At 66.6% G+C, this 20,063-nt stretch carries 16 protein-coding genes and 1 pseudogene; 3 read left to right on the top strand and 14 right to left on the bottom strand.

Translation table 11 applies throughout. The features are described 5' to 3' along the window. Positions 1-46 precede the first annotated feature (46 nt). From G6N41_RS08300 to G6N41_RS08260, 9 genes and pseudogenes are all read right to left on the bottom strand, one after another. On the bottom strand, positions 47-829 hold the full coding sequence (locus G6N41_RS08300) for a crotonase/enoyl-CoA hydratase family protein (RefSeq protein ID WP_012392437.1): 783 nt from the start codon (positions 827-829) through the stop codon (positions 47-49). Continuing rightward, positions 826-2,265, bottom strand: a complete 1,440-nt coding sequence (locus tag G6N41_RS08295) for a WS/DGAT/MGAT family O-acyltransferase (RefSeq protein WP_198967091.1) — start codon at positions 2,263-2,265, stop codon at positions 826-828. Before G6N41_RS08295 ends, G6N41_RS08300 begins: the two co-directional genes overlap by 4 nt. 44 nt (positions 2,266-2,309) lie before the next feature. Continuing rightward, positions 2,310-3,506, bottom strand: coding sequence for an alpha/beta hydrolase (locus tag G6N41_RS08290; RefSeq protein WP_198967779.1), 1,197 nt, complete (start codon positions 3,504-3,506; stop codon positions 2,310-2,312). A gap of 137 nt (positions 3,507-3,643) precedes the next feature. Beyond that, positions 3,644-4,162 (bottom strand): hypothetical protein, encoded by a 519-nt coding sequence (locus tag G6N41_RS08285; protein WP_038578509.1) that lies wholly within the window; start codon positions 4,160-4,162, stop codon positions 3,644-3,646. Between the two features lies 1 nt (position 4,163). After that, entirely contained in the window at positions 4,164-5,510 is a 1,347-nt protein-coding gene (locus G6N41_RS08280) for a molybdopterin-dependent oxidoreductase (RefSeq protein WP_198967090.1), read from the bottom strand. Continuing rightward, positions 5,507-6,208, bottom strand: a complete 702-nt coding sequence (locus tag G6N41_RS08275; protein WP_198967089.1) for a class I SAM-dependent methyltransferase — start codon at positions 6,206-6,208, stop codon at positions 5,507-5,509. The genes G6N41_RS08280 and G6N41_RS08275 overlap by 4 nt, the downstream gene beginning before the upstream one ends. 317 nt (positions 6,209-6,525) lie before the next feature. Beyond that, on the bottom strand, positions 6,526-7,827 hold the full coding sequence (locus tag G6N41_RS08270) for an amidohydrolase family protein (protein ID WP_198967088.1): 1,302 nt from the start codon (positions 7,825-7,827) through the stop codon (positions 6,526-6,528). Further along, positions 7,827-9,048 (bottom strand): annotated as a pseudogene (locus G6N41_RS08265) (CoA transferase). The gene G6N41_RS08270 and the pseudogene G6N41_RS08265 overlap by 1 nt, the downstream one beginning before the upstream one ends. Positions 9,049-9,062: 14 nt before the next feature. Continuing rightward, complete coding sequence (locus tag G6N41_RS08260) at positions 9,063-10,070, bottom strand: MaoC family dehydratase (RefSeq protein ID WP_198967087.1); 1,008 nt, start codon at positions 10,068-10,070, stop codon at positions 9,063-9,065. A 100-nt stretch (positions 10,071-10,170) separates the two neighbouring features. Here G6N41_RS08260 and G6N41_RS08255 point away from each other — a divergent pair, with 100 nt between their 5' ends. The 3 genes from G6N41_RS08255 to G6N41_RS08245 all read left to right on the top strand — a co-directional run bounded on the left by G6N41_RS08255 (position 10,171) and on the right by G6N41_RS08245 (position 12,742). Beyond that, positions 10,171-11,298: an acyl-CoA dehydrogenase family protein gene (locus G6N41_RS08255; protein ID WP_198967778.1), complete on the top strand. Its 1,128-nt coding sequence runs from the start codon at positions 10,171-10,173 to the stop codon at positions 11,296-11,298. 110 nt (positions 11,299-11,408) lie between these two features. Continuing rightward, the gene (locus G6N41_RS08250) at positions 11,409-11,810 is read left to right on the top strand and encodes a CD225/dispanin family protein (protein WP_020731502.1); all 402 of its coding nucleotides are present in this window, start codon (positions 11,409-11,411) and stop codon (positions 11,808-11,810) included. Between the two features lie 59 nt (positions 11,811-11,869). Further along, complete coding sequence (locus G6N41_RS08245; protein WP_407663790.1) at positions 11,870-12,742, top strand: IS5 family transposase; 873 nt, start codon at positions 11,870-11,872, stop codon at positions 12,740-12,742. 35 nt (positions 12,743-12,777) lie between these two features. Here G6N41_RS08245 and G6N41_RS08240 read toward each other — a convergent pair whose 3' ends face one another. From G6N41_RS08240 to G6N41_RS08220, 5 genes are all read right to left on the bottom strand, one after another. After that, complete coding sequence (locus G6N41_RS08240) at positions 12,778-13,746, bottom strand: enoyl-CoA hydratase/isomerase family protein (RefSeq protein WP_198967086.1); 969 nt, start codon at positions 13,744-13,746, stop codon at positions 12,778-12,780. Between the two features lie 2 nt (positions 13,747-13,748). After that, on the bottom strand, positions 13,749-15,272 hold the full coding sequence (fadD4, locus tag G6N41_RS08235) for a fatty-acid--CoA ligase FadD4 (RefSeq protein ID WP_198967085.1): 1,524 nt from the start codon (positions 15,270-15,272) through the stop codon (positions 13,749-13,751). A 9-nt stretch (positions 15,273-15,281) separates the two neighbouring features. Continuing rightward, positions 15,282-17,111: a phosphoenolpyruvate carboxykinase (GTP) gene (locus G6N41_RS08230; protein WP_198967084.1), complete on the bottom strand. Its 1,830-nt coding sequence runs from the start codon at positions 17,109-17,111 to the stop codon at positions 15,282-15,284. Positions 17,112-17,313: 202 nt separating this feature from the next. Next, positions 17,314-18,867, bottom strand: a complete 1,554-nt coding sequence (locus tag G6N41_RS08225; RefSeq protein WP_231608987.1) for a hypothetical protein — start codon at positions 18,865-18,867, stop codon at positions 17,314-17,316. Then, complete coding sequence (locus G6N41_RS08220) at positions 18,864-19,994, bottom strand: hypothetical protein (protein WP_198967082.1); 1,131 nt, start codon at positions 19,992-19,994, stop codon at positions 18,864-18,866. The genes G6N41_RS08225 and G6N41_RS08220 overlap by 4 nt, the downstream gene beginning before the upstream one ends. Between the last annotated feature and the right edge of the window lie 69 nt (positions 19,995-20,063).

The following is a 20,063-nucleotide window of genomic DNA, read 5'->3' as shown; positions in this document are numbered from 1 at the left end:
CATCGGCGGGCCCGGCTTCCCGGTGGGAAGCCGTGGTCGGCACCGGTCAGGTACCGGTCCAGCGGGGCGGACGTTTCTCCGCGAACGCGATCGCACCTTCCTTGGCGTCATTGGAGGTGAAAATCGGGAACAGGATCTTCATCTGCTGGGCGAATCTGGTGTCCAGACTCCAGCCGCGGGATTCGGTGATGATCCGTTTGGTGGCGGCCACCGCGAGCGGACCGTTGGCAGTGATCTTCTCCGCCAACGCGATCGCCGCATCCAGGGCTGCCCCGGGTTCGGCCAGCACGTTGACCATCCCGAGTGCGTGGGCGCGTTCGGCGGACAGGTTGTCACCGGTGAGCGCCAGTTCCATCGCGATCGCGTAGGGAATGCGCTCGGGCAGCCGCAGCAATCCCCCGCCACCGGCCACCAGACCCCGTTTCACCTCCGGTATTCCGAACGCCGAATCCCTGGCCGCCACAATCAGATCGGTGGCCAAGGCCAGCTCGGTGCCGCCGGCCAAGGCGTATCCTTCGACCGCCGCGATCAGCGGTTTGGCCGGTGGGCGCTCGGTGAACCCCAGCCCCCGGCCCTCGACCACGACGTTCTCGCCGCGGGCAAACGCCTTGAGGTCCATGCCGGCACAGAACGAGCCACCCGCTCCGGTAAGGATCCCCACCGAGAGGCCGGCGTCGGCATCGAGGCGATCCATCGCATCGGCCAAGGCCCGGCTCACCGCGGCGTTGACCGAGTTCTTGGCCTTGGGCCGATTGATCGTGATGATCAGGATTCGGTCCCGCTGTTCGACCAGGACTTCGGGTTCGGTGTCGCCGTTTAGTTCACTCACGCGCTCCCAGCTCCTTCATTCATTGATCGAGCTTGCGCCATCGCTGCCTCGATGACCGTCAGCTCTGCGGAAAGCTCAGCCGCCCTTCGAATCTCGACGAAGTCAGCCATCATGGCTTCAGTCACTTCATGCGGATCCTCGACGGTGGCACCGTCTGTCAAGACCGAGATATTGAGCTGGTCGACATAGCTCCACACGGTGATGTTCAGGCCGCTACCCGCGGTCAGCGGCCCCACCGAATAGATCTCGGTTACCAGCGCACCACCCACCCTGCCGTGCTCGCGCGGGCCGGGAACATTCGAGATGTTAAGATTCAGGACCTTGTTTTGCCCGTCCCGGCTCGACGCCCACCGGAAGGCCGCTTCGGTTGCCCCCGGCGGCCAGTACGCCGCCCAGCGACTGATCAGCTCGGTCCCCAGCAGCTGGTGACTCTCCTTGGCCGATAGCGCATTTTCGTGACAGGCCTGTACCCGCTCCAATGGGTCCGCGCAGTCGGTGGGCAGCGCCACCATCATCCCGCTGAAGTAGTTCCCGCTGATGCGGTCCGGCGAGAAGTCGTAGTTCACCGGGACCGAGGCCAGCAATGGCTCGGCCCGGCCGTCATAGCGCAACAGCAGGTTCCGCAGCGCTCCGGTGGACATCGCCTGCACCATGTCGTTGATGGTCGCGCCCAGCTGCTTACCGGTCTGCTTCACGTCGGCAAGCGCCAACGTCGCGGTGGCGAATCTGCGCTGCGGGGTGAGCATATGGTTCATGAACGTCGGTGGCGGGGTGAACGGGCGGGTCAGCTCGGGAGACAGCTTTCGCGAGCTGCGTCTCACGCGGGCCAGGCCCTGCGCGGTGTAGCGCATCGTCGCGGGGATCCGGCCAAGGTGGCGCAGGTGATCCAGGAACGCCGAGCTCATCAATTCCCGCTTGGTAGGAGCCGGGTCGCTCACGTACGGATCGCCCTCGGGGCCGGGCAACAAGTCCATGCCGCGTGCCATCAGGTTCGCCGAGGCGACCCCGTCGGCGAGGGCATGATGGATCTTGCCCACCACCGCGACTCGATGGTTGGCCAGGCCTTCGACGAAGTACATCTCCCACAACGGGTACCTGCGGTCCAGCGGCGTGCTGGCGATCTCACCGATCGCCTCGTCCAACTCGCGCCGACCCCCTGGGGGTCTGAGCTGCCAGGGGCGGATGTGGTAGTCGAGGTCAACTTCACAGTGCTCTCGCCACATCGGGTGATGGAACTTGAACGGGATGTCGACGAGCTGATACCCGAAAGGTTCCAGTTTGGCCATGCGTTCGCCGATGACTGCCCGGAACGCGTCGACGCCGAACGCGCGGCGGTCCGGATCGAGTTCGATAACAGCAACTTTGAGGGTGTGCATGTGCACGTTGGGCGTTTCACTGTACAGCAGTACCGCGTCCCAACCGCTGAGCCGTTTCATCACAGCCCTCTAGTCATGGCGTGACCTCACTGTCGACCGACGCGTTAGATGACCTCTTTCGACAGCTGCGCCCGAGTGCGATGAATCTGGTTGAGGAACAACGAAATCGCGTGCGTGGCAGAGCCTGTGCGGGCCCCGTCCAGCAGGTCGAAGCCGTGGCCGGCCCCGGGCAGTTCGACGTAGGCGACCAGTGAACGCGACACCGCACGCAACCGCTCGACGAAGCTGCGCGCTTGCGCCACCGGGATGACACCGTCGCGGCTGCCGTGAATGACCAGAAACGGCGGCGCGTTGGTGTGTACCCGGGCAACCGGTGATGCGTCGCGGAACACCTGCGGGTGACGTTTGATCGAGCGCTTGACCACCACTAGCTCTAGGAAGTCGACGAACCGCGCCCGTTCGGCGGTGGATCGATCCTCCCAGTCGTAGCGACCGTAGATCCCGACGGCCGCGTCCACCGACGTGTCGGACCCTTCGGGAAGCTCACTTTGATAATCCGGATCGTTGGCGGTCAGGCCGGCCAATGCGGACAGGTGACCGCCGGCCGAACACCCCGCCACCGCAATGAAGTTGCGGTCACCGCCGAACTTGTCGACATTGGCGCGGGCCCAGGCGATGGCCGCTTTCACGTCGTGGATGTGGCGGGGCCACCGGTGATGCGGCGCGACTCGGTAGTCGATCGACAGGCACAACCAGCCCTGTTCGGCCAGCCGCGAGAGCAATGCATACCCCTGGATTGCTCGACTGCCGTGTATCCAGGCGCCGCCGGGAACAAAAATCAGCACCGGCGCGGGCTCGGTGGGCAGGTCGTCCCGGCGCCACACGTCGAGCACCTGGGCCGGGCTGTTGCCATAGTGAACCCCGCCCCGATGTAGGTAGCGGCGGTGACGAAATGCTTCGCACACTGGCGGCGTGCGCTGGGGCACCGGCCATTCGACATCCAAATCCGCCGTTGAGACGATCCCGCGCAACGCCGCCGCCGAGACTTCGTTCGTGCTGTCCCGGTCGCGCTGACGTGTCACGTTGATACCCGGAGTGAACAGATCCTTTGCCCTCGCCGCGACGAACTCCGGGGTATGGCGCGCGCCCCAGACCCCCATTGCGGTGACGCAACCCAGCGGCTCGAGATGCTTGCCCACCACCGGTAGCGAAGCCCCGGCGACACTCATGGCCAGCAGATAGTCGGCAGGACGCGCGCGCAGCATCCATTTGACACGGGACATCATCGACGTCATCGACATCGTTGTCGGGCCGGTGGCAGCCATGTGGGGGAGCGTACTCCTGTTGGCCGCCGCTGCACCGGCTCGCGTCCGGGTTGGGTCCGACGGCAAATGATTGCGCCCGACCGATGATTTGCCAGGGTCGCCAACCCCGCTATTCAACGGCTGAGCTGGACTTCGCTCACGCGCCGCCGATGCGCGAGCACGAGTCGGACGGCGTAGGTGGCCGCACTGAGCGCGAACATCACCGCAGTGAGCAACAGCCACCTACCCAAAAACGGCTGCTGGGTTTCGCCGGTGGCCGCGTGGTAGGTCGCCGCACCTTGCTCGATGATGCCGGGCAGGAATATCAGCAGCGTCAGGGCGGACCCCATCGCCGGGATCCGCAGGTAGTTGCGGACCGAGACTTCTCGACTTCCGGAGCGGGCGCGGCCCCAGCGCACCGCAAAGATGCGATCAACCAGCGAATAGACCGGGAATGCGACGAGGTCGTGGCCGATGACGGCGGCCGCGAACCACACCGCGATCGACTGCCACCAGGTACCCGGATTCCACAGTGTGGCGATCTTGAAGGTCGCCACGATGTAGCCAACCAGCGCGAGGCCGGCGAGCATGGTCAGCAGATGCAGCGGGTGTGCGCCGTAATAGCCGCCGCAGCGCCTAGTGAGTTCGCGCATCTCAACCAGCCTCGAAATTGATCGAGGCGACCCATTTGGTGTTGTGCACGCCGGGCAATGCGGGAACGATGATCCGCGCCGGATAGCCGTGATCGAGCGGCAGGTCTTCGCCGTTGACCCGCAACGCCAGCAGCGCATCCGGAGCGCCGACCTGATTGCCCTGCAGCGTCGCCTCACCAAAGGCGCCGCCGCGTTGCAGCGACGTCACCCGCGCCGACCGGGGCGCGGCCACTCCGGCCCTGCGGGCCAGCTCCGACAGTCGCACCCCGGTCCAGGTCTGAACCGTCGACCACCCTTCAACACAGGCGATCGGTAGGCGGGCGGTGTGTTGCGGCAAACCGGCCAGGGCGGCGCGGTCCAGCACGACCTCGTTGGGACCGCCACTGAGCACCAGCCGCCACGCCGGCCCCACGGCCTCGGGGGTGATTCCGGCGACCGCCGCGGTCTTGTTGACCGGGAATTCCCGGTTGCCCTGTGCGGGCCGGCCTCTTGGCAGCAGCAGGGCGATGTTGCGCAGTGGCCCGCCCAAGGTTTGGCCGACGGTCAAGACGCCGAGCAGCAGCACACCCGAACCGACCAGGGCCAGCGCTCCGCGCCTGCTCACGGTCGGTTCGGCGGGATCTTCGGACACCAGCCCCGATGCGTCGGGCGACTCGGGGCGCGTGTCAGTCACATTGGTGTGCAAGACTTCTCGTATCGAGAATGACCGCAGTCCGGTGATCATCTTCGGCATCTTGACCGCGATATGCATGAGGAAACCGGCGATGAAGACCCAGGCACCGAAGTAGTGGCCGTCGTAGAAGCTGAAGCCGAAGATGTAGTCGTACTGGATGTTGAGCACGCCGGTGACGATCTCGAATAGCACCCCACCGACCAGCATCAACAACGACAGCCGCTCCAGCAGTGTGGCGATCGACCGCGCCGGCGGCCAAATGAACAATTTCGGGATCACCGACCAGAGCTTGGCCAGCACTACCGGGATGAGCACCAGCCCCAGTCCTACATGCAGGCCCTGGGTCAGTCGATACAGCCAAGACGGATGAGCGGACCAGTCAAATCCCGGCAGGCGCAGCCAGCCGACATCGGCCGGGATCGCCTGCCCGAACTGCGGGGCATAGGCAATGTAGGACAGCAATCCGGTGAGGATCACGATCGGCATTGCCACCAACAGCACCAGCCCGAACACCGAGGTCAGCCACGGTCCCCGCAGCGGACTTCGAAAGGCGCCCAACCGCCGCACACCCGGCGGCGGATGTTGTTCCAGGGTGCGCCACAGCCGGGCCGGAAACCCGTGGGCCGGCCCCGGTTCGAGTTCCTGCTCAGGGTCGCCTTCGGCCGGACCGTTCACAGGGCCGCCAGATTTGCGATCACCCGTCCGCCAAGCATCCTGACACCGATCAGTGTCAGACCTACCTGTCCGGCCAGCATTGCGGCGCTGTCCACGCCGACCGACGCCCATCGGAACCAGGGCCCGACATCGCGCGCCGACTCCAGACGAACCCAGCGGGAGCAGACCCCGATGGTCTGGGCATCGAATTCGACCACGCACCGCCCGCCGCGGGACAACAACTCGGCGGCCCGGCCCAGGATCCGCAACGGGTCCCCACCGAGGCCGACGTTCCCGTCGACCAACAGCACCGTCTGCCAACGCCCCATACCGGGCAACGGCTCGAAAACATCGCCGAGTATCGCCGGCGCACCGCCGCGACCGGCCAATCGGATCGCGGTCACCGACCGATCGATGCCCAGCGCGGGGATTCCCCGCTGCACCAACCGGGCCACCAGCCGACCCGGTCCACAGCCCAGCTCGATGGTCGGCCCGCTACACATCTGCGCCACGGCTTCATCGAAGTCCTCATCGGAGGCGGCGTCGTCGTCGCCGGTGCCGACGTCACCGAAAGAAGAACCCTCGGCCGAAGCGCAACCGCGCTCGGTTGCCCCGGCCCCCAACCAACGGTGAGTCGGCAACGGGCGCAGCTCACCGTCCTCATGGCGGATCCAGCATCGCTCGCCACCTAGCGCCCGCTCGTACAGATGCCCCAGCAATTCACGCCCCTTGCATCGAGCCCGACCAGGCCGGACGTCCACGCCCGGGTAACACGCTGACAAGAACCTCCTGCGCCAGCACTTCCACCGGTACCCCGATCTTTTATCGACTACGCCATGCCTGCAAGAGCTACGTAGACAAGGGGCGGAATGGTTCAGCAAGTAGGCAAATTTGGGCGCAACTCACACTTTCCGAGGCCGAAATCCAAGATCTGCTGACACATCGCTGGCGGTAGGGAAGGATTCATCGCCCGGTCCGTCGGCGACTGCGCCGTTGTCAGAACTTTGTGAGCACCGCCAGGCCGGCGACGGCGGCGCTAAGCCGCATAGGCGACTTCGCCGCCGATGATCGTCGCACTTACCAGGCTGGCGTCGAGCTCGGTTAGTACCACCGCCGGTGTCTGTGCCAGCACGCAGAGGTCCCCAGGCTGACCGGCCGCCACGGCACGCACCCGCCCCGGCTGGTCCGGCCGGCCCAGAAACATCGTCAAAGGTGCACGCTCCGTGATGCATTCATCGACGCCCAGAACGACCCCGCTAGGGGTCATGCGATGCACCGCGGCGCGCATCGCCGCCCACGGGTCGCCGGACCCGAACGGCATATCGGTGGAAAAGGCCACCGGCACGTTTGCATTCAACAGCGAAGCGACCCGCCACAGCTGCCCGTGCTCGGCGGCGGGGATCTCGTCGAGGTACTGGTCGCCGCGCTCGGCAACGAAGTTGGGCTGCGTCACCACCGTCAGCCCGAGCCCGGCCAAGTCGGCCACCAGGTCATCGGGCACCACCGCGGCGTGCTCGATTCGATCATGCGGATGACGGCCCACGGCGCGCACCGCCGCAATCGTCACGACCAGCTGAGCCGCGGTTACACAGTGGATGGCAACGGGTTGTCCGGCGCCATGCAAGTCCGCGATCCAGGCCATCAGCGCTTCCAGGTCCAGGTGATCGTCACGCAGGATCTTCTTGCCGGGAGAAAGAAACCGAACCCGCGGACGAAACTCCCCGCGCTGATGCGCAACGGTGAGCGCGGCCATGTCCTCGGTGCTGGGATCCAGCGTGGCATCGGTGACTCCGGTGACGCCGACCGCGGTGAGCCGGTCACCGAGCGCCGCGAGATCGGTCTTGCGCCGCGGCAAGGCATCCGACCAGTCGGAATCGGCGCTGCGCAGGCGGCCGTCGACATGACCGGCCAGCCCGATCCGGTTCAGTGCCACCGAGTTCAGGATCCACAGCGCCCCGCTGCGATGCTGAACACGCACGGGAAGGTGCGGCACCAGCGCATCCAGCACGGTCCGGTCCAGTGGTCCGGCAACGGATTCGTGATAGCCGACGGCGCGGATCCATCCGTCCGGACCCGGCCGCGCGCTCGAAAGGTGTTGCCGAAATTTCTCTTTGGAATCGACTGTGGGCGGACCCAGAGTCAGCGAATCCAGGGCCGAGGCGGCCGAGCGCAGGTGCACATGATGGTCGTGCAGGCCGGGCAGCACGGTTTGGCCGGCGGCATCGAGCACCCGCTCCCCCGGCCGTGCGACCAACCCCTGACCGACCTCCTGAATGCGGGCACACACCCGGATGTCGGCCGTGGCCCCATCCAGCAAGGTGGCTCGCCGAATCAGCACTAGCGCCCATCCCTTTCGCGGACCAGCCGCCGCACCAGGTCACCGTCGGCCCCCAGCGCGGCGGCCGGTCGCGACGGCGGCGCCGGGGGCTGCGGCGGCAACGCCCGATGCGTGGCAGCCGACGCCCCAACGGGCAGTGCGGCATACGTCGCGGCAACGCCGGCCATGGCGACGTCGATGAGCTCACCACCCCCGCGCCGTAGCGATTCGGTGATGGCCCGGGCTGACTCCAGTCCGGCCAGCGGGTCGGCTATGGCATCCGCACAGAACACCGGGCCGTCGGCCGCAACCCCGACCAGGCCACCGGCCACCGCGGCATCATCGCCGAAAGCGGGCCGTCGGGAGTGCTCCCCATATCCGCTGATGCGTAACCAGATTCGCCCGGACCGCGCTGCGATGTGCTCCGGGCCGAGCCGGCGTCGCGCCAGGGCAGCGGGACGCGAACCCTCGATCACGATGTCCGCGGCCTGTAGCAGCTCGCGCAGCTCTTCCGCATCGTCGTCGAAATCCAGTCAGTAGGAGAGCTTTTGCGCGTTCATCCAGTTGAAGAAGGCGCGGTTGCCGGCGCGTGTGCCGTCCGGCCGGCGCGGGCTTTCGACCTTGACCACGGTAGCTCCCGCCCGGGCCAGCAGCTGACCGCACAACGGGCCCGCCCACATGGACGACAAATCGGCAACGAGCAGACCAGCGGGGTCACGCGCGCGAGCTCGCGCTCCGGCCCGACGGATTCGGGGCGGGGCGGGGTAGGCCTCCCCCAGGGGCGGAGGCCGGGATGTCGAGCAATTCGGTTCGTTTGATGATGGCGGACTTGGGACGCGTTGTGGCCCACCTCTGCAGCGATCCCCATGGGTCGTCGGGCACCTCGTCGGCCCACAGCAGCGCGGGGACCGCATCGACATCGTCCGGGCGCGACAGTGTGATCGCGAACCAGCCGCCGGCGGCCGCGAGCAGCCGGGTGGCGCCGCCCGCCGAGACCCGGCCCCGGCGAGTCAGCCCGAGCAGACCGGCCCGCCCGGTCAGCAAGGTGGCCGCGTCGGCGGCAATCGTTTCGGCGCGTCCCAAAATGTTGGCACACGAAAAGTCGGGCAGCCCGCCGGGCAGACCGGTCAGGTAGGCCAGCCCACTACTTCCCCACTTGCTGGCCCAGCGGGATGGCACCGCACTCACACCACCATGTTGCTTGCAGTCCAGGCCGGTGCCACCGGAATCGCCGGTAAACAAGCCCGGGAGTTCAGCTAGTACTGCAGTGCGGTGAACCGCCAGTCCAGCACCTGGCGGTCGGGCTCCGAGTCGCCGACGGCGTAGACCAGCGAACGCAGGCCAAGCACGCCCCCGTTGGCGGTCGGCTCCGCCGACTCGACGTGCAACTCGCTGTAGAGGGTGTCGCCCTCCCGTACCGGCCCGGTGTGGTCGCAGTGCTCCCACCCCAGCACCGTGACCAGGTTGGGCATCAGTCGGCTCGCCTGCGCCAAGGCCAGGCCGATGGTGTGCCCGCCGTAGACCAGCCGCTGCCCAGCCACCCGCGAATCATGATGTGTGGCAGCAATGTTGAGCGTGAGTCGGGCGAGCTCGGGCGCGCTGCTGACCAGATCTCCGGTGCTGCGCATGACCTTGCCCGCAATGCCGGCATCAAAATGGGGCCCCGGCACCCGGGTTCGGTACGCCTCGGCATCCCAGTGCGCCGTCGGATCGATCGCCGGTGGCTTCGCGTCGGCGCCGATGCCCGACAAGTCGTCGTCGGCGGCGCCGGCGGGATCCCAGTCCGCGCTGGCCGGCAGCATCGCGCAGCGATAGAAGTCGAGCACCAGCCGATCGGCCTGGTCGATGGTGATCATCCGCAACGCGGCCATTCCGGTCGGCGCCCGGCCCGGCTTGGCCGTGTTGGCCCGGAGCGCCACAACCTCGGTGCGGGTGTAGATGGTGTCTCCGATCAGCGGGAACCGGTGAAAGGTCAGCCCGCGGTAGAACAGGTTGGCTTTGACCCGCTGGGTGACCAGGGTCGACTGCCCGATCGCCGCGTTGCACACCAACCCCGGATGCGCCAGTGCCGCCGGTGCGCCGGTTACCGCGCCACACAGGCTGCTGTCCAGGGCCAGCCGCAGCCGGTCCCCCAGAATCGCCTGATGGGCGGCCGCCAGCCCAGCCGACAGGGTCAACGCCGGCGCCCAGTCGAACACCTGACCTACGGACAAGTCGTCAAAGTAGGGCCCGCCCTCACGGATGCCCATGTACCCGGTATGCACAACGCCACATGCTGGCAGGCTGTCGAACCGAGGGTCAATACGGAGGGCAATATCGGTGGACAACCAACGGGCAGACAGTCAGCTTGATGAGGACGAGGCCATGCTGGTGGCTACCGTGCGGGCCTTCATCGACCGCGACGTGAAGCCCAGCGTGCGCGAGGTCGAACACGCCAACACCTACCCGCAGGCCTGGATCGAACAGATGAAGCGCATCGGCATCTACGGGCTGGCCATCGGGGAAGCCTACGGCGGATCGCCGGTGTCGATGCCGTGCTACGTCCAGGTCACCCAGGAGCTGGCCCGCGGATGGATGAGCCTGGCCGGCGCCATGGGCGGACACACCGTGGTGGCCAAGCTGCTGATGCTCTTTGGCACCGACGAACAAAAGTCCACCTACCTACCAGCCATGGCCACCGGCGAACTGCGCGCCACCATGGCCCTGACCGAACCCGGCGGCGGTTCAGACCTCCAAAACATGTCCACCACCGCGATGGCTGACGGGCCCGACCAGCTGCTGATCACCGGCGCCAAGACCTGGATCAGCAACGCCCGCCGCAGCGGGCTGATCGCCCTGCTGTGCAAGACCGATCCCCACGCCGCACCCCGCCACCACGGCATCTCGATCGTGCTCGTCGAACCGGGCCCCGGCCTGAACATCTCAGCTGAACTGCCCAAACTGGGATACAAGGGCGTGGAAGCCTGCGAACTGTCCTTCGACAACTACCGGGCACCGACCTCTGCGATATTGGGAGGCCAACCAGGTCAAGGGTTTTCACAAATGATGAAAGGACTCGAAACCGGCCGCATCCAGGTCGCCGCCCGCGCCCTGGGCGTGGCCAGCGCAGCACTCGACGACGCCCTGGCCTACGCCCAGCAGCGCCACAGCTTCGGCCAACCGATCTGGAAACACCAAGCCATCGGAAACTACTTGGCCGACATGGCAACCAAACTCACCGCCGCCCGCCAACTCACCCACTACGCCGCCCAACGCTACGACAGCGGCCAGCGATGCGACATGGAGGCCGGCATGGCCAAACTCTTCGCCTCCGAAACCGCCATGGAAATCGCGCTCAACGCCGTCCGAATCCACGGCGGCTATGGCTATTCCACCGAATACGACGTCGAACGCTACTTCCGCGACGCACCCCTGATGATCGTCGGCGAAGGCACCAACGAAATCCAGCGCAACGTGATCGCCAGACAACTGATAGCCCGCCGCGGAATCTAACTGCCACCGCAGCGCCCGTGCAGTATATTTGCTGCCTGACCTCGCCCACCAGCAAAGCGGCACGGCACAACACTGTTGGACCACAGGTAACCCGAGGGAAGGCAGCCGCCATGAGTTATCCGCCAGGGCCCTACGGAGGTTCCCCAGAGTGGCAGGGTCAGCAGCCGGGCTGGCAGCCACCGCAACCCGGCTGGCCGGCCCAGCGGCCGGGCTACGCACCGGAGCCGGACAATTACCTCATCTGGGCGATCTTGACCACGCTGTTTTGTTGCCTGCCCCTCGGGATCGTCTCGATCGTCTACTCCTCCAAGGTTTCCGGCTTGTGGGCGCAAGGGCGCTACGCCGAGGCGCAGGCCGCCTCCGCCAGCGCTAGGAAGTGGGCCATCATCAGCGCAATCGGCGGAGTGGTGGTCGCGGTGGCCTTTGCGGTGATTTACATCGCCCTTATCCTGGTGGCGGTTTCGGTGGACCACAACACTCCCTCCACCATCACCACGTATTCCGACTTCTGATCAACACGGCTAGGGCGTGTCTGCTTAATGTGAATGGTGTTTTGGCTGATGCTGTTTGGGTGATGCGGACGCATGCGATTTCTGATGATTTGTGGTCGCTGATCGTGGCGGTGTTGCCTGCGGGGCGGCGGCGTGGCCGGCCGTGGAACGATCATCGACGTACTCTGGAGGGCATTATCTGGCGTTACCGTACGGGATCTCCGTGGCGTGACCTGCCCGAGCACTTCGGTCCCTGGCAATCGGTGGCCGAGAGGCATCTACGCTGGTCGGTCGATGGCATCTACGCGCGGATCTTCGCGGCGATCGCCTCTGACCTCGACGCCGAGGACGCCGACCTGGGCGCACTGTTGTCGGTCGATTCGACCAGTGTGCGCGCCCACCAACACGCAGCCGGAGCGCGCCCGGGCGCCGCACAGGGGGATCTGTCGAATTACAAGAAATATCTCGATGAGCCCGATGACCACGCCATTGGGCGTTCCCGCGGCGGGCTGACTACCAAGATCCACGCCTTGACCGACCAGCTGTGCAGTCCGGTCACCCTGGCACTGTCGGCCGGTCAAGCCGGTGATAATCCGATGCTTTGGCCATTGCTGGCCGCCCGGTGCAGCAACTCATACGCCCCGTATCGCCTGCTGGCGGACAAGGCGTACTCCCATGACTCGACGCGGGCACAGCTGCGCCGGCTCAAGATCGCCCATACCATCCCCGAGCGCAGCGACCAGATCACCCGCCGCAAAGCCAAAGGCCGCAACAGAGGACGGCCTCCGGGGTTCTCAGGCCGAATCTACAAGCACCGCAACACCGTCGAGCGAAGCTTCAACCGGCTCAAACACTGGCGCGCGGTCGCCACCCGCTACGACAAATACGCCCTGACCTACCTCGGCGGTGCCACCCTGGCCGCCATCATCACCTACCACCGCGTCCGCAATTAGCAGACAGGACCTAGACGGCAGCCACCTTTGGTGAGCTAGTCGCTGTTGACCGCGATCGCGTCGATCAGCCCCCAGTCCAGTGCGGTGCCGGCGTCAATGGTTCGCCCGGAAAGCACCAGATATGCGCCGCGCCAGCGTCCGATTCGACGCGTCACGCTGACGGTGCCGCCGGCGCCGGGGATCAGTCCCAGACTCAGTTCCGGTAGTCCAAATACCGAATCCGGATGCGCCCGCACCCACCCGCAGAACGCGGCCATTTCCAGGCCACTACCCAGCACCCGGCCATGTACTTCGGCGCGACAGGCCCGGCCCAGCCGGGCGGTGAGCGCAGCCAGCGCCAGCGCCGGGCTGTGCCTGGTGCGCGCCAGATGAGCGCTGGCGGGGTCGGCGAAGGTACCGAACTCGGCCAGATCGCCGCCACTACAGAACGATGGACCGTTGCCGCTCAACACGATCCCGCTCACCGAGGGGTCCAGCTGGGCTACGGTCAGCGCTTCCAGCAGCGCGGCCCGCGCATCGCCGGAAAATGCGTTGTGCCGTTGGGGCCGATTGAATCTGATTCTCAGGGTGTCATCGTCGCGCTCGGTCTGCACGGGATCGGCGATGTCGGGCAGGTCAGCGGGCCCGCGTTCGTCGAGCCAGCGAGCGAACTCCGGCCCGGCCTGCAATGTCGAGTAGGCCAGCGATTCGGTCAGCACGCCGGCCAGTGTCGGGCCGTCGGGATCTATCGTGCGCAGCACGTCGTCGCAGACGGCGCTGGCCTGCGGCCACCGTTGGCACCGCTGCCTTAGCTCGGCCAAAGTCTGTGACACCGACTCCACGGTGATCACCCTGCGGTCGGCACACGGGCCTTCGGCCAAGGTGAAAGTTGCCGCACTCAAGCATGGTTCGGCTTCGGCGAGCTCGGTGGCCCAGCCGTGCGCCACGGTCACCCCCGGAGCCGAGATTTCGCCTGCCGCACGGGTGGCATCCGGGGCACGTGAGAGGTCAACCACACCGAACATGGTTATCCCGAATACTTTTCGATCAGTCCGTTCTTGTAGAGCTTGCCGGTATCGGTGCGGGGCAGCTGCGCCTCGAAGGCAACCGATCGCGGACACTTGAAGTGCGACAGACGATCTCGCAGCCATTCCATCAGTTCGTCACCGAACTGGCTGTTCGCATCGGCCGGGTCGACGGTCTGCACGACGGCCATCACGCGCTGGCCCATCTCGTCGTCGGGTACGCCGAACACCGCCGCATCCATGACCTTGGGATGGGTCACCAAGATGTTTTCGGCTTCCTGCGGGTAGATGTTGACCCCGCCGGAGATGATCATGTGGTGGCGGCGATCGGTCAGAAACAGGTACCCCTGGTCATCCAGGTAGCCGACGTCGCCCACCGTCACCCAACCATGCTTGGCCCGGGAGGCGGCGGTTTTCGACGGATCGTTGAGGTACTCGAAGGAATAGCCGCCTTCGAAGTAGATTTCGCCGGCCTGGCCCGGCGGCAACTCGACGCCGTCGGCGCCGAGGATGTGCACGCCACCTTGCATGGGTTTGCCGACCGAACCCGGGTGCTCGAGCCAGTCTTCGGCGGTGATCAATGTCGAGCCGATCGCCTCCGCAGAGGCGTAGTACTCGTCGATGATCGGCCCCCACCAGTCCATCATCTGTTTCTTGATCTCAACAGGACACGGGGCGGCGGCGTGCATGACTCGCTTCAGACTGGATACGTCATACGAATTACGAATGCTCTCAGGAAGTTTCAGCATCCGAGTGAACATGGCCGGCACAAACTGTGCGTGCGTTACCCGGTGGCGCTGGATCGCCTCGAGCGCCCCCTCGGGGTCGAACTTCTCCAGCACGACCGTGGTGATTCCGCCGGCCTGCGCACTCATCGACCACACCGACGGCGCGGTGTGATATCGCGGCGCCGGGCTCAGATAGATCGAGTCGGCGTCCATCCAACAGCCAACCAGGGCCGACATCATCCCGGGCGCAGCATCCGGGGCAACGTGGAGTAGTTCGCGCTTGATTCCCTTGGGCCGTCCGGTGGTTCCCGACGAATACTGCAGCAGGTCACCCTCGAGCTCGTCGTCGATCGCAGTATCGGGTTGATCGGCCACGCATTGCGGATAGGGCTCCCAGCCGGTCAGGCAGCCTTCGGGCCCGGCCAGGATCAGCAGCTCGGGCGGGCCCGCCCGAATATGTTCGCCCAGACCGGCACAGGTATCGCGCAGCGCCGCCGAACCGACGATGGCCTTGGCACCGCTGTTCTCGATGATGTAGGCGGCTTCGGCCGCGGTCAGATGGGTATTGATGGGTACGTCATACAACCCGCTACGTCGAGCCGCCCACATGACCGCGTGGATGTGCTCGTTGTTTTCCATCAGGATGGCCACGGCGTCGCCCTCGCGCAGTCCCGCGCGGCGAAACCGATGCGCCAGCCGGTTGGCCCGCGCTTCCAGTTCGTCGAAACTGACTACCGTCCCCGACGGATGCAGAATGACTGCAGGCTTATCCGCCCCGACGTGCTGGCGAATCTGCATGCTGCGACGTCATTCGGCGTCGCGCAGCCGCTCCTTGAGCGCGTCGAACTCGTCCTTGATGCCGGTCGGCAGCTTCTCACCGATGAACTGCAACCACTCCTCGATAAGGGGGAGCTCTTCGCGCCACTCTTCGGCGTTGACCGCCAGCGCTTCACTCACGTCGGCGGGGTTGGCGTCCAGCCCCTCCAGGTCCAGGTCCTCGACGGTGGGAACGGTGCCGATCGGTGTGGTCTTACCGCCGGCCTTGTGCTCGATGCGATCGACGATCCACTTCATCACGCGGCTGTTCTCGCCGAAGCCGGGCCACAGGAAGCGGTGGTCTTCGCCACGACGGAACCAGTTGACGAAGAAGACCTGCGGCAACTTGGACTCGTCGGAGTTCTTGCCGATGTCGATCCAGTGCTGGACGTAGTCGCCGACGTTGTAGCCCATGAACGGCAGCATGGCCATGGGGTCGCGCCGCACGTTGCCGACCTTGCCCTCGGCGGCGGCGGTCTGCTCGCTGCCCAGGGTGGCGCCGATGAACACACCGTGCTGCCAATCGCGTGCCTGGGTGACCAACGGAACGGTGGTCTTGCGGCGGCCGCCGAACAGGATGGCCGAAATCGGCACGCCCTGGGGGTCATCCCACTCGGGGGCCAGGATCGGGCATTGCGACATCGGGGTGCAGTACCGCGAGTTCGGGTGCGCGGCCGTGGTCTCGGTCTCGCGGAAGTACCATTCGTTGCCCTTCCAGTCGACCAGGTGCTGGGGGTCGCCCTCCAGACCTTCCCACCACACCTCGCCGTCGTCGGTCAGCGCGACGTTGGTGAACACCGTGTTGCCCGCGGCGATGGTGCGCATGGCGTTGGGGTTGGACTTCCAGTTGGTGCCCGGGGCCACCCCGAAGAAACCGAATTCCGGGTTCAGCGCGTACAACCGGCCGTCCTTGCCGAACCGCATCCAGGCGATGTCGTCGCCGAGGGTTTCGGCGCGCCAGCCCGGGATGGTGGGCTGCAGCATCGCCAGGTTGGTCTTGCCGCAGGCCGACGGGAACGCCGCCGCAATGTAGTACGCCTTGTTCTCGGGCGAAATCAGCTTGAGGATCAGCATGTGCTCGGCCAGCCAGCCCTCGTCACGAGCCATCGCCGAGGCGATCCGCAGTGAGTAGCACTTCTTGCCCAGCAGCGCGTTACCGCCGTAGCCGGAGCCGTAGCTCCAGATTTCCCGGGTCTCGGGGAAGTGGGTGATGTACTTGGTGTCGCTGCAGGGCCACGGCACGTCCGCCTGACCGTCTTCCAGCGGCGCGCCGACCGAGTGCAGTGCCTTGACGAAAAAGCCGTCCTGACCCATCTTCTCCAGCGCGGCGGTGCCCATACGGGTCATCACCTTCATCGAAACCACGACGTATTCGGAGTCGGTGATCTCCACCCCGAGCTTGGGGTCCTCCGCACCCAGCGGACCCATGCAGAACGGCACCACGTACATGGTGCGGCCACGCATGCAACCGCGGTACAGGTCGGTCATGAGCGTGCGCATCTCGCTCGGGTCCATCCAGTTGTTGGTGGGGCCGGCGTCGATCTCGCGCTCGGAACAGATGAAGGTGCGTGATTCCACCCGCGCGACGTCGGAGGGATCAGACAAAGCTAGGTAGGAGTTCGGGAATTTCTCGTCGTTGAGCCGGGTGAAGGTACCGGCGTCGACCAGTTGCGCGGAGAGCCGATGAAACTCCTCGTCGGAACCGTCAGCGAAAACAACCCGATCGGGCTGGGTCAGTTCGGCGACCTCCTGCACCCAGGACAGCAGCCCCTGGTGATTAGTCGGCGCGGTGTCCAGACCGGGGATGGTCGCTGAGGTCATCGAACTCTCCTGGATTCTGTTACTTCGGTTCTTTGGTTTACTTACTTGCCATCGACTTCTTGGGATGCGATAGGTCTGCTCAAGCTTTTGCCGGCACGACTTTCGACCCGGTAGTGCTTTCATACAGGTTATCGCGCATCACTTGTGGGGGAAGCCGTGGGCGGGTATAAGCCTCCTCACAAGACCGATTCAGAAAGCCTCACTAACTCCCGAAATCGCGGCCATTTGCCTCAGAATGTCGCGGAAGCCCGGCCCCACCACCGGCCGTGGCGGTTCCCGGCGTAGCGGTACCCGATGATGTACCCGATTCGCCCAGTTCCGCGCACACCGCCTCGAGCGCGGCCCGGATTGTCGGCATCTCGCGGTCGCGTCGCGCGGCGGCACGAGCCGCCGCCCTGGCATGCTCACGCAACTCGCTGTCGATGGCGCTGACCTGCGCGGCCGCCCGCGCGTTCGCGGCCTCGTCGCTGCCCCAGAGTGCGGTGGCCAACAGTGTTTCGGCGGCAAGCACCCGGCTGGCGACCAGTTGCTCCAGCGTGCAGCCCAGCGACGACAACACGTCAGCGGTCCAGCGTTCCAACACCGCACGGTCGGCGAGCAGGGCGCGGGTGCGCACCACCCATAGGGCCACGGCCAGGCCCACCACGACACACCCGAGGATTCCGGCCAGGGTCAGCCCCAGATCCAGGCCCGGAGCCAACCCGGCCAGCAGCCGGCTCAGCGTGAGCGCCACACCGAGTCCAAAACCGACACCCAAGACCATCATCAACCGCGTTTCCAGCCGCCGCGACGCCACCGGCGGGGCGGGCATCGCAACGGCCGGCAGCGGGTCGGCAGGCGGGAAATCCACCGGCAAACTCATCTCTCGCGAGACGTCGACAAGCTGGGCGGCGATGCCATCGCCCACCTCGGTGACGATCTCGTCGATCCGGCCCCGGGCATAGCTCTGGAAATCGACCAGCCGCCGCCGGGCCAACCCCGCGATGTCCTCCTGCAGTTCGGTGCGCACCGACGCACAGCGGCTGCGCGCGAAATAGCACAACTGGACCCGCGCCTGCTGGATCTGACCGCGCAGCGCGATGGTGCGCCCAGTCCGGTCCTGACGCCGCCGCTGCAGGACAGAGCCGCGCTCTTCCCGCAATCCGTCCACGCGCGCCCACCTGCCGGCACCCGCGGCGTCGCGGTTGAACCGCTGCCCGGCCAGCAGCAGCCCGGCTTGCCAGGCGCGCAGCCTGTTGCGCCGGGCGATATCGGGGGCCGCCAGCTCGGTTCGCACGGTCGCCACCAGGTAGTCCACCCCCGGTGGGCCCAGCTGTGGCGCGGCGGCGACGCCCACCCAGGGCACCGCGCCGTAGCGCGGCGCGTGGGCGGCGAGCTTGGCGCGGTTCGCCGCCAGCACCTCCCGCCAGGTGCGGTGCAGGTCGATCTTCGTCACCGCGGCGATCACCACATCGATGTGACCGGCGGCGGCATCCAACAGTGCGCAGTCGGATTCGGTCATCGCAGTCGCCGCGGACACCACGAACACCACCGCTGTCGGCACAACACCGGCTCCCAGCCGCGGCGATTCAACAAATCTGTGCTGTGGCAACCGCCGCCGCAATGCCGTGATCACACTGCTCGTCCCGGCCAGCCACGGACCGGTCACCAGCACCACATCGCGCCGGTTGATCGACGGCGCACCCAGCTTCGGCCCGATCGCTAGGACCAGCTCGTCAACCCGGGCCACCGCCTCGTGGTGGGCGCTGCCGATCACCGCGGCCGCCCGCCCTCCGGCGGACCCGCGCACGCCAGCGATCCCGCGGCCCGGGACCAGAGCCGCAGCGATCCCCTGACGATGTCGGCACCGCACCAACGCCGTAGGTCACTGTCCGGGCTCTCAGCGGCGGGGCCGCGCTGAGACCGGTGGCGCCGCCAGCGCAGCGCCCGCTGCAGCTGGGCGCCCGGATCGTCAGGGGGCACGGCCGCACCAAAGGGGTCGAGCCCCCACGTGGACGCAGCATCCAGGGCGGCCGACATGCGGGCCAGCACGGCGGCCTCACCGCCCAGGAACTCGCTGACTTGCTCGTCCGCCACGGCCAGGACCTCGAGTGCGGCGACTGCCTCGAGTACCCGGCCGTAGCGCACACCGGCACCGGCGGCGACCGCCTTCGCGACGACGGCATCGATTCCGCTGATCTTGCGCAACAACGCCCGTACCTGCGTCCGGGCCGCACCGCGCCGCAACGCTTCGATGGCGATCGCGACCCCGAACAGATCGAGTGACTCCAGCAATCGCAGCCGTTGCCCGGTGGGCACCCCAAGATCCGCGGACAGAAAGCCGGCATGGGAGCCATCGAGGGCGGCACCGGCCGCTAGATGGGCGGCCAGCGCGCGCAAGGCGCACCAGGACCGCTCATCGAGATCGTCGAGCGCGGCCACTGCCAACAGTGCGCTCATCGGCTCCACCGGCAGGCCGGCCAGCGTCGACAAGAGCTCGCACCGCTGCAGCGCCCCGGCCATCGGCCCGACACCCGCGAATCCGACGACATCGGTCTTGTCGGCCATGGTCAGGACCGCAAGCACCGGACGCTCGGTCGGCTCGAGCACGGCGATCCCTGCGCGATCCTCGGGCTTGAACACTTCGGCAAGGGCGTAGACCACCACGTCGGCGGCGTCGCCGCCGGACGTCGCAGCCAGCCCCGCTGCGCTTCCCGCGCCGTCCAATGCCCGCACCAGCGTGTTGCGGCCGACCCCGCGTCGTCCCCGCACGGCCACCCGTAAAGGTCGCGCGGCCCGCTCCGCGATCGACCGAATACGCTGGTCAGCGGTGCTGGCGGCGAGACAGATGAGCTCATCGACAAAAGCTTGATGCCCCGTCTGCATCGCAACCATCACCCCCATGGCACCCCCCTCGCGGCCACTCGCATGGTGACAGTTGCGGCGGGACGGCGCGAGTCACAGCTAGTTAGA

The sequence above is a fragment of the Mycobacterium shottsii genome (genome assembly GCF_010728525.1).
In the GTDB taxonomy this organism is placed as follows: domain Bacteria; phylum Actinomycetota; class Actinomycetes; order Mycobacteriales; family Mycobacteriaceae; genus Mycobacterium; species Mycobacterium marinum.
This window is presented reverse-complemented; position numbering and strand designations above follow the sequence as displayed.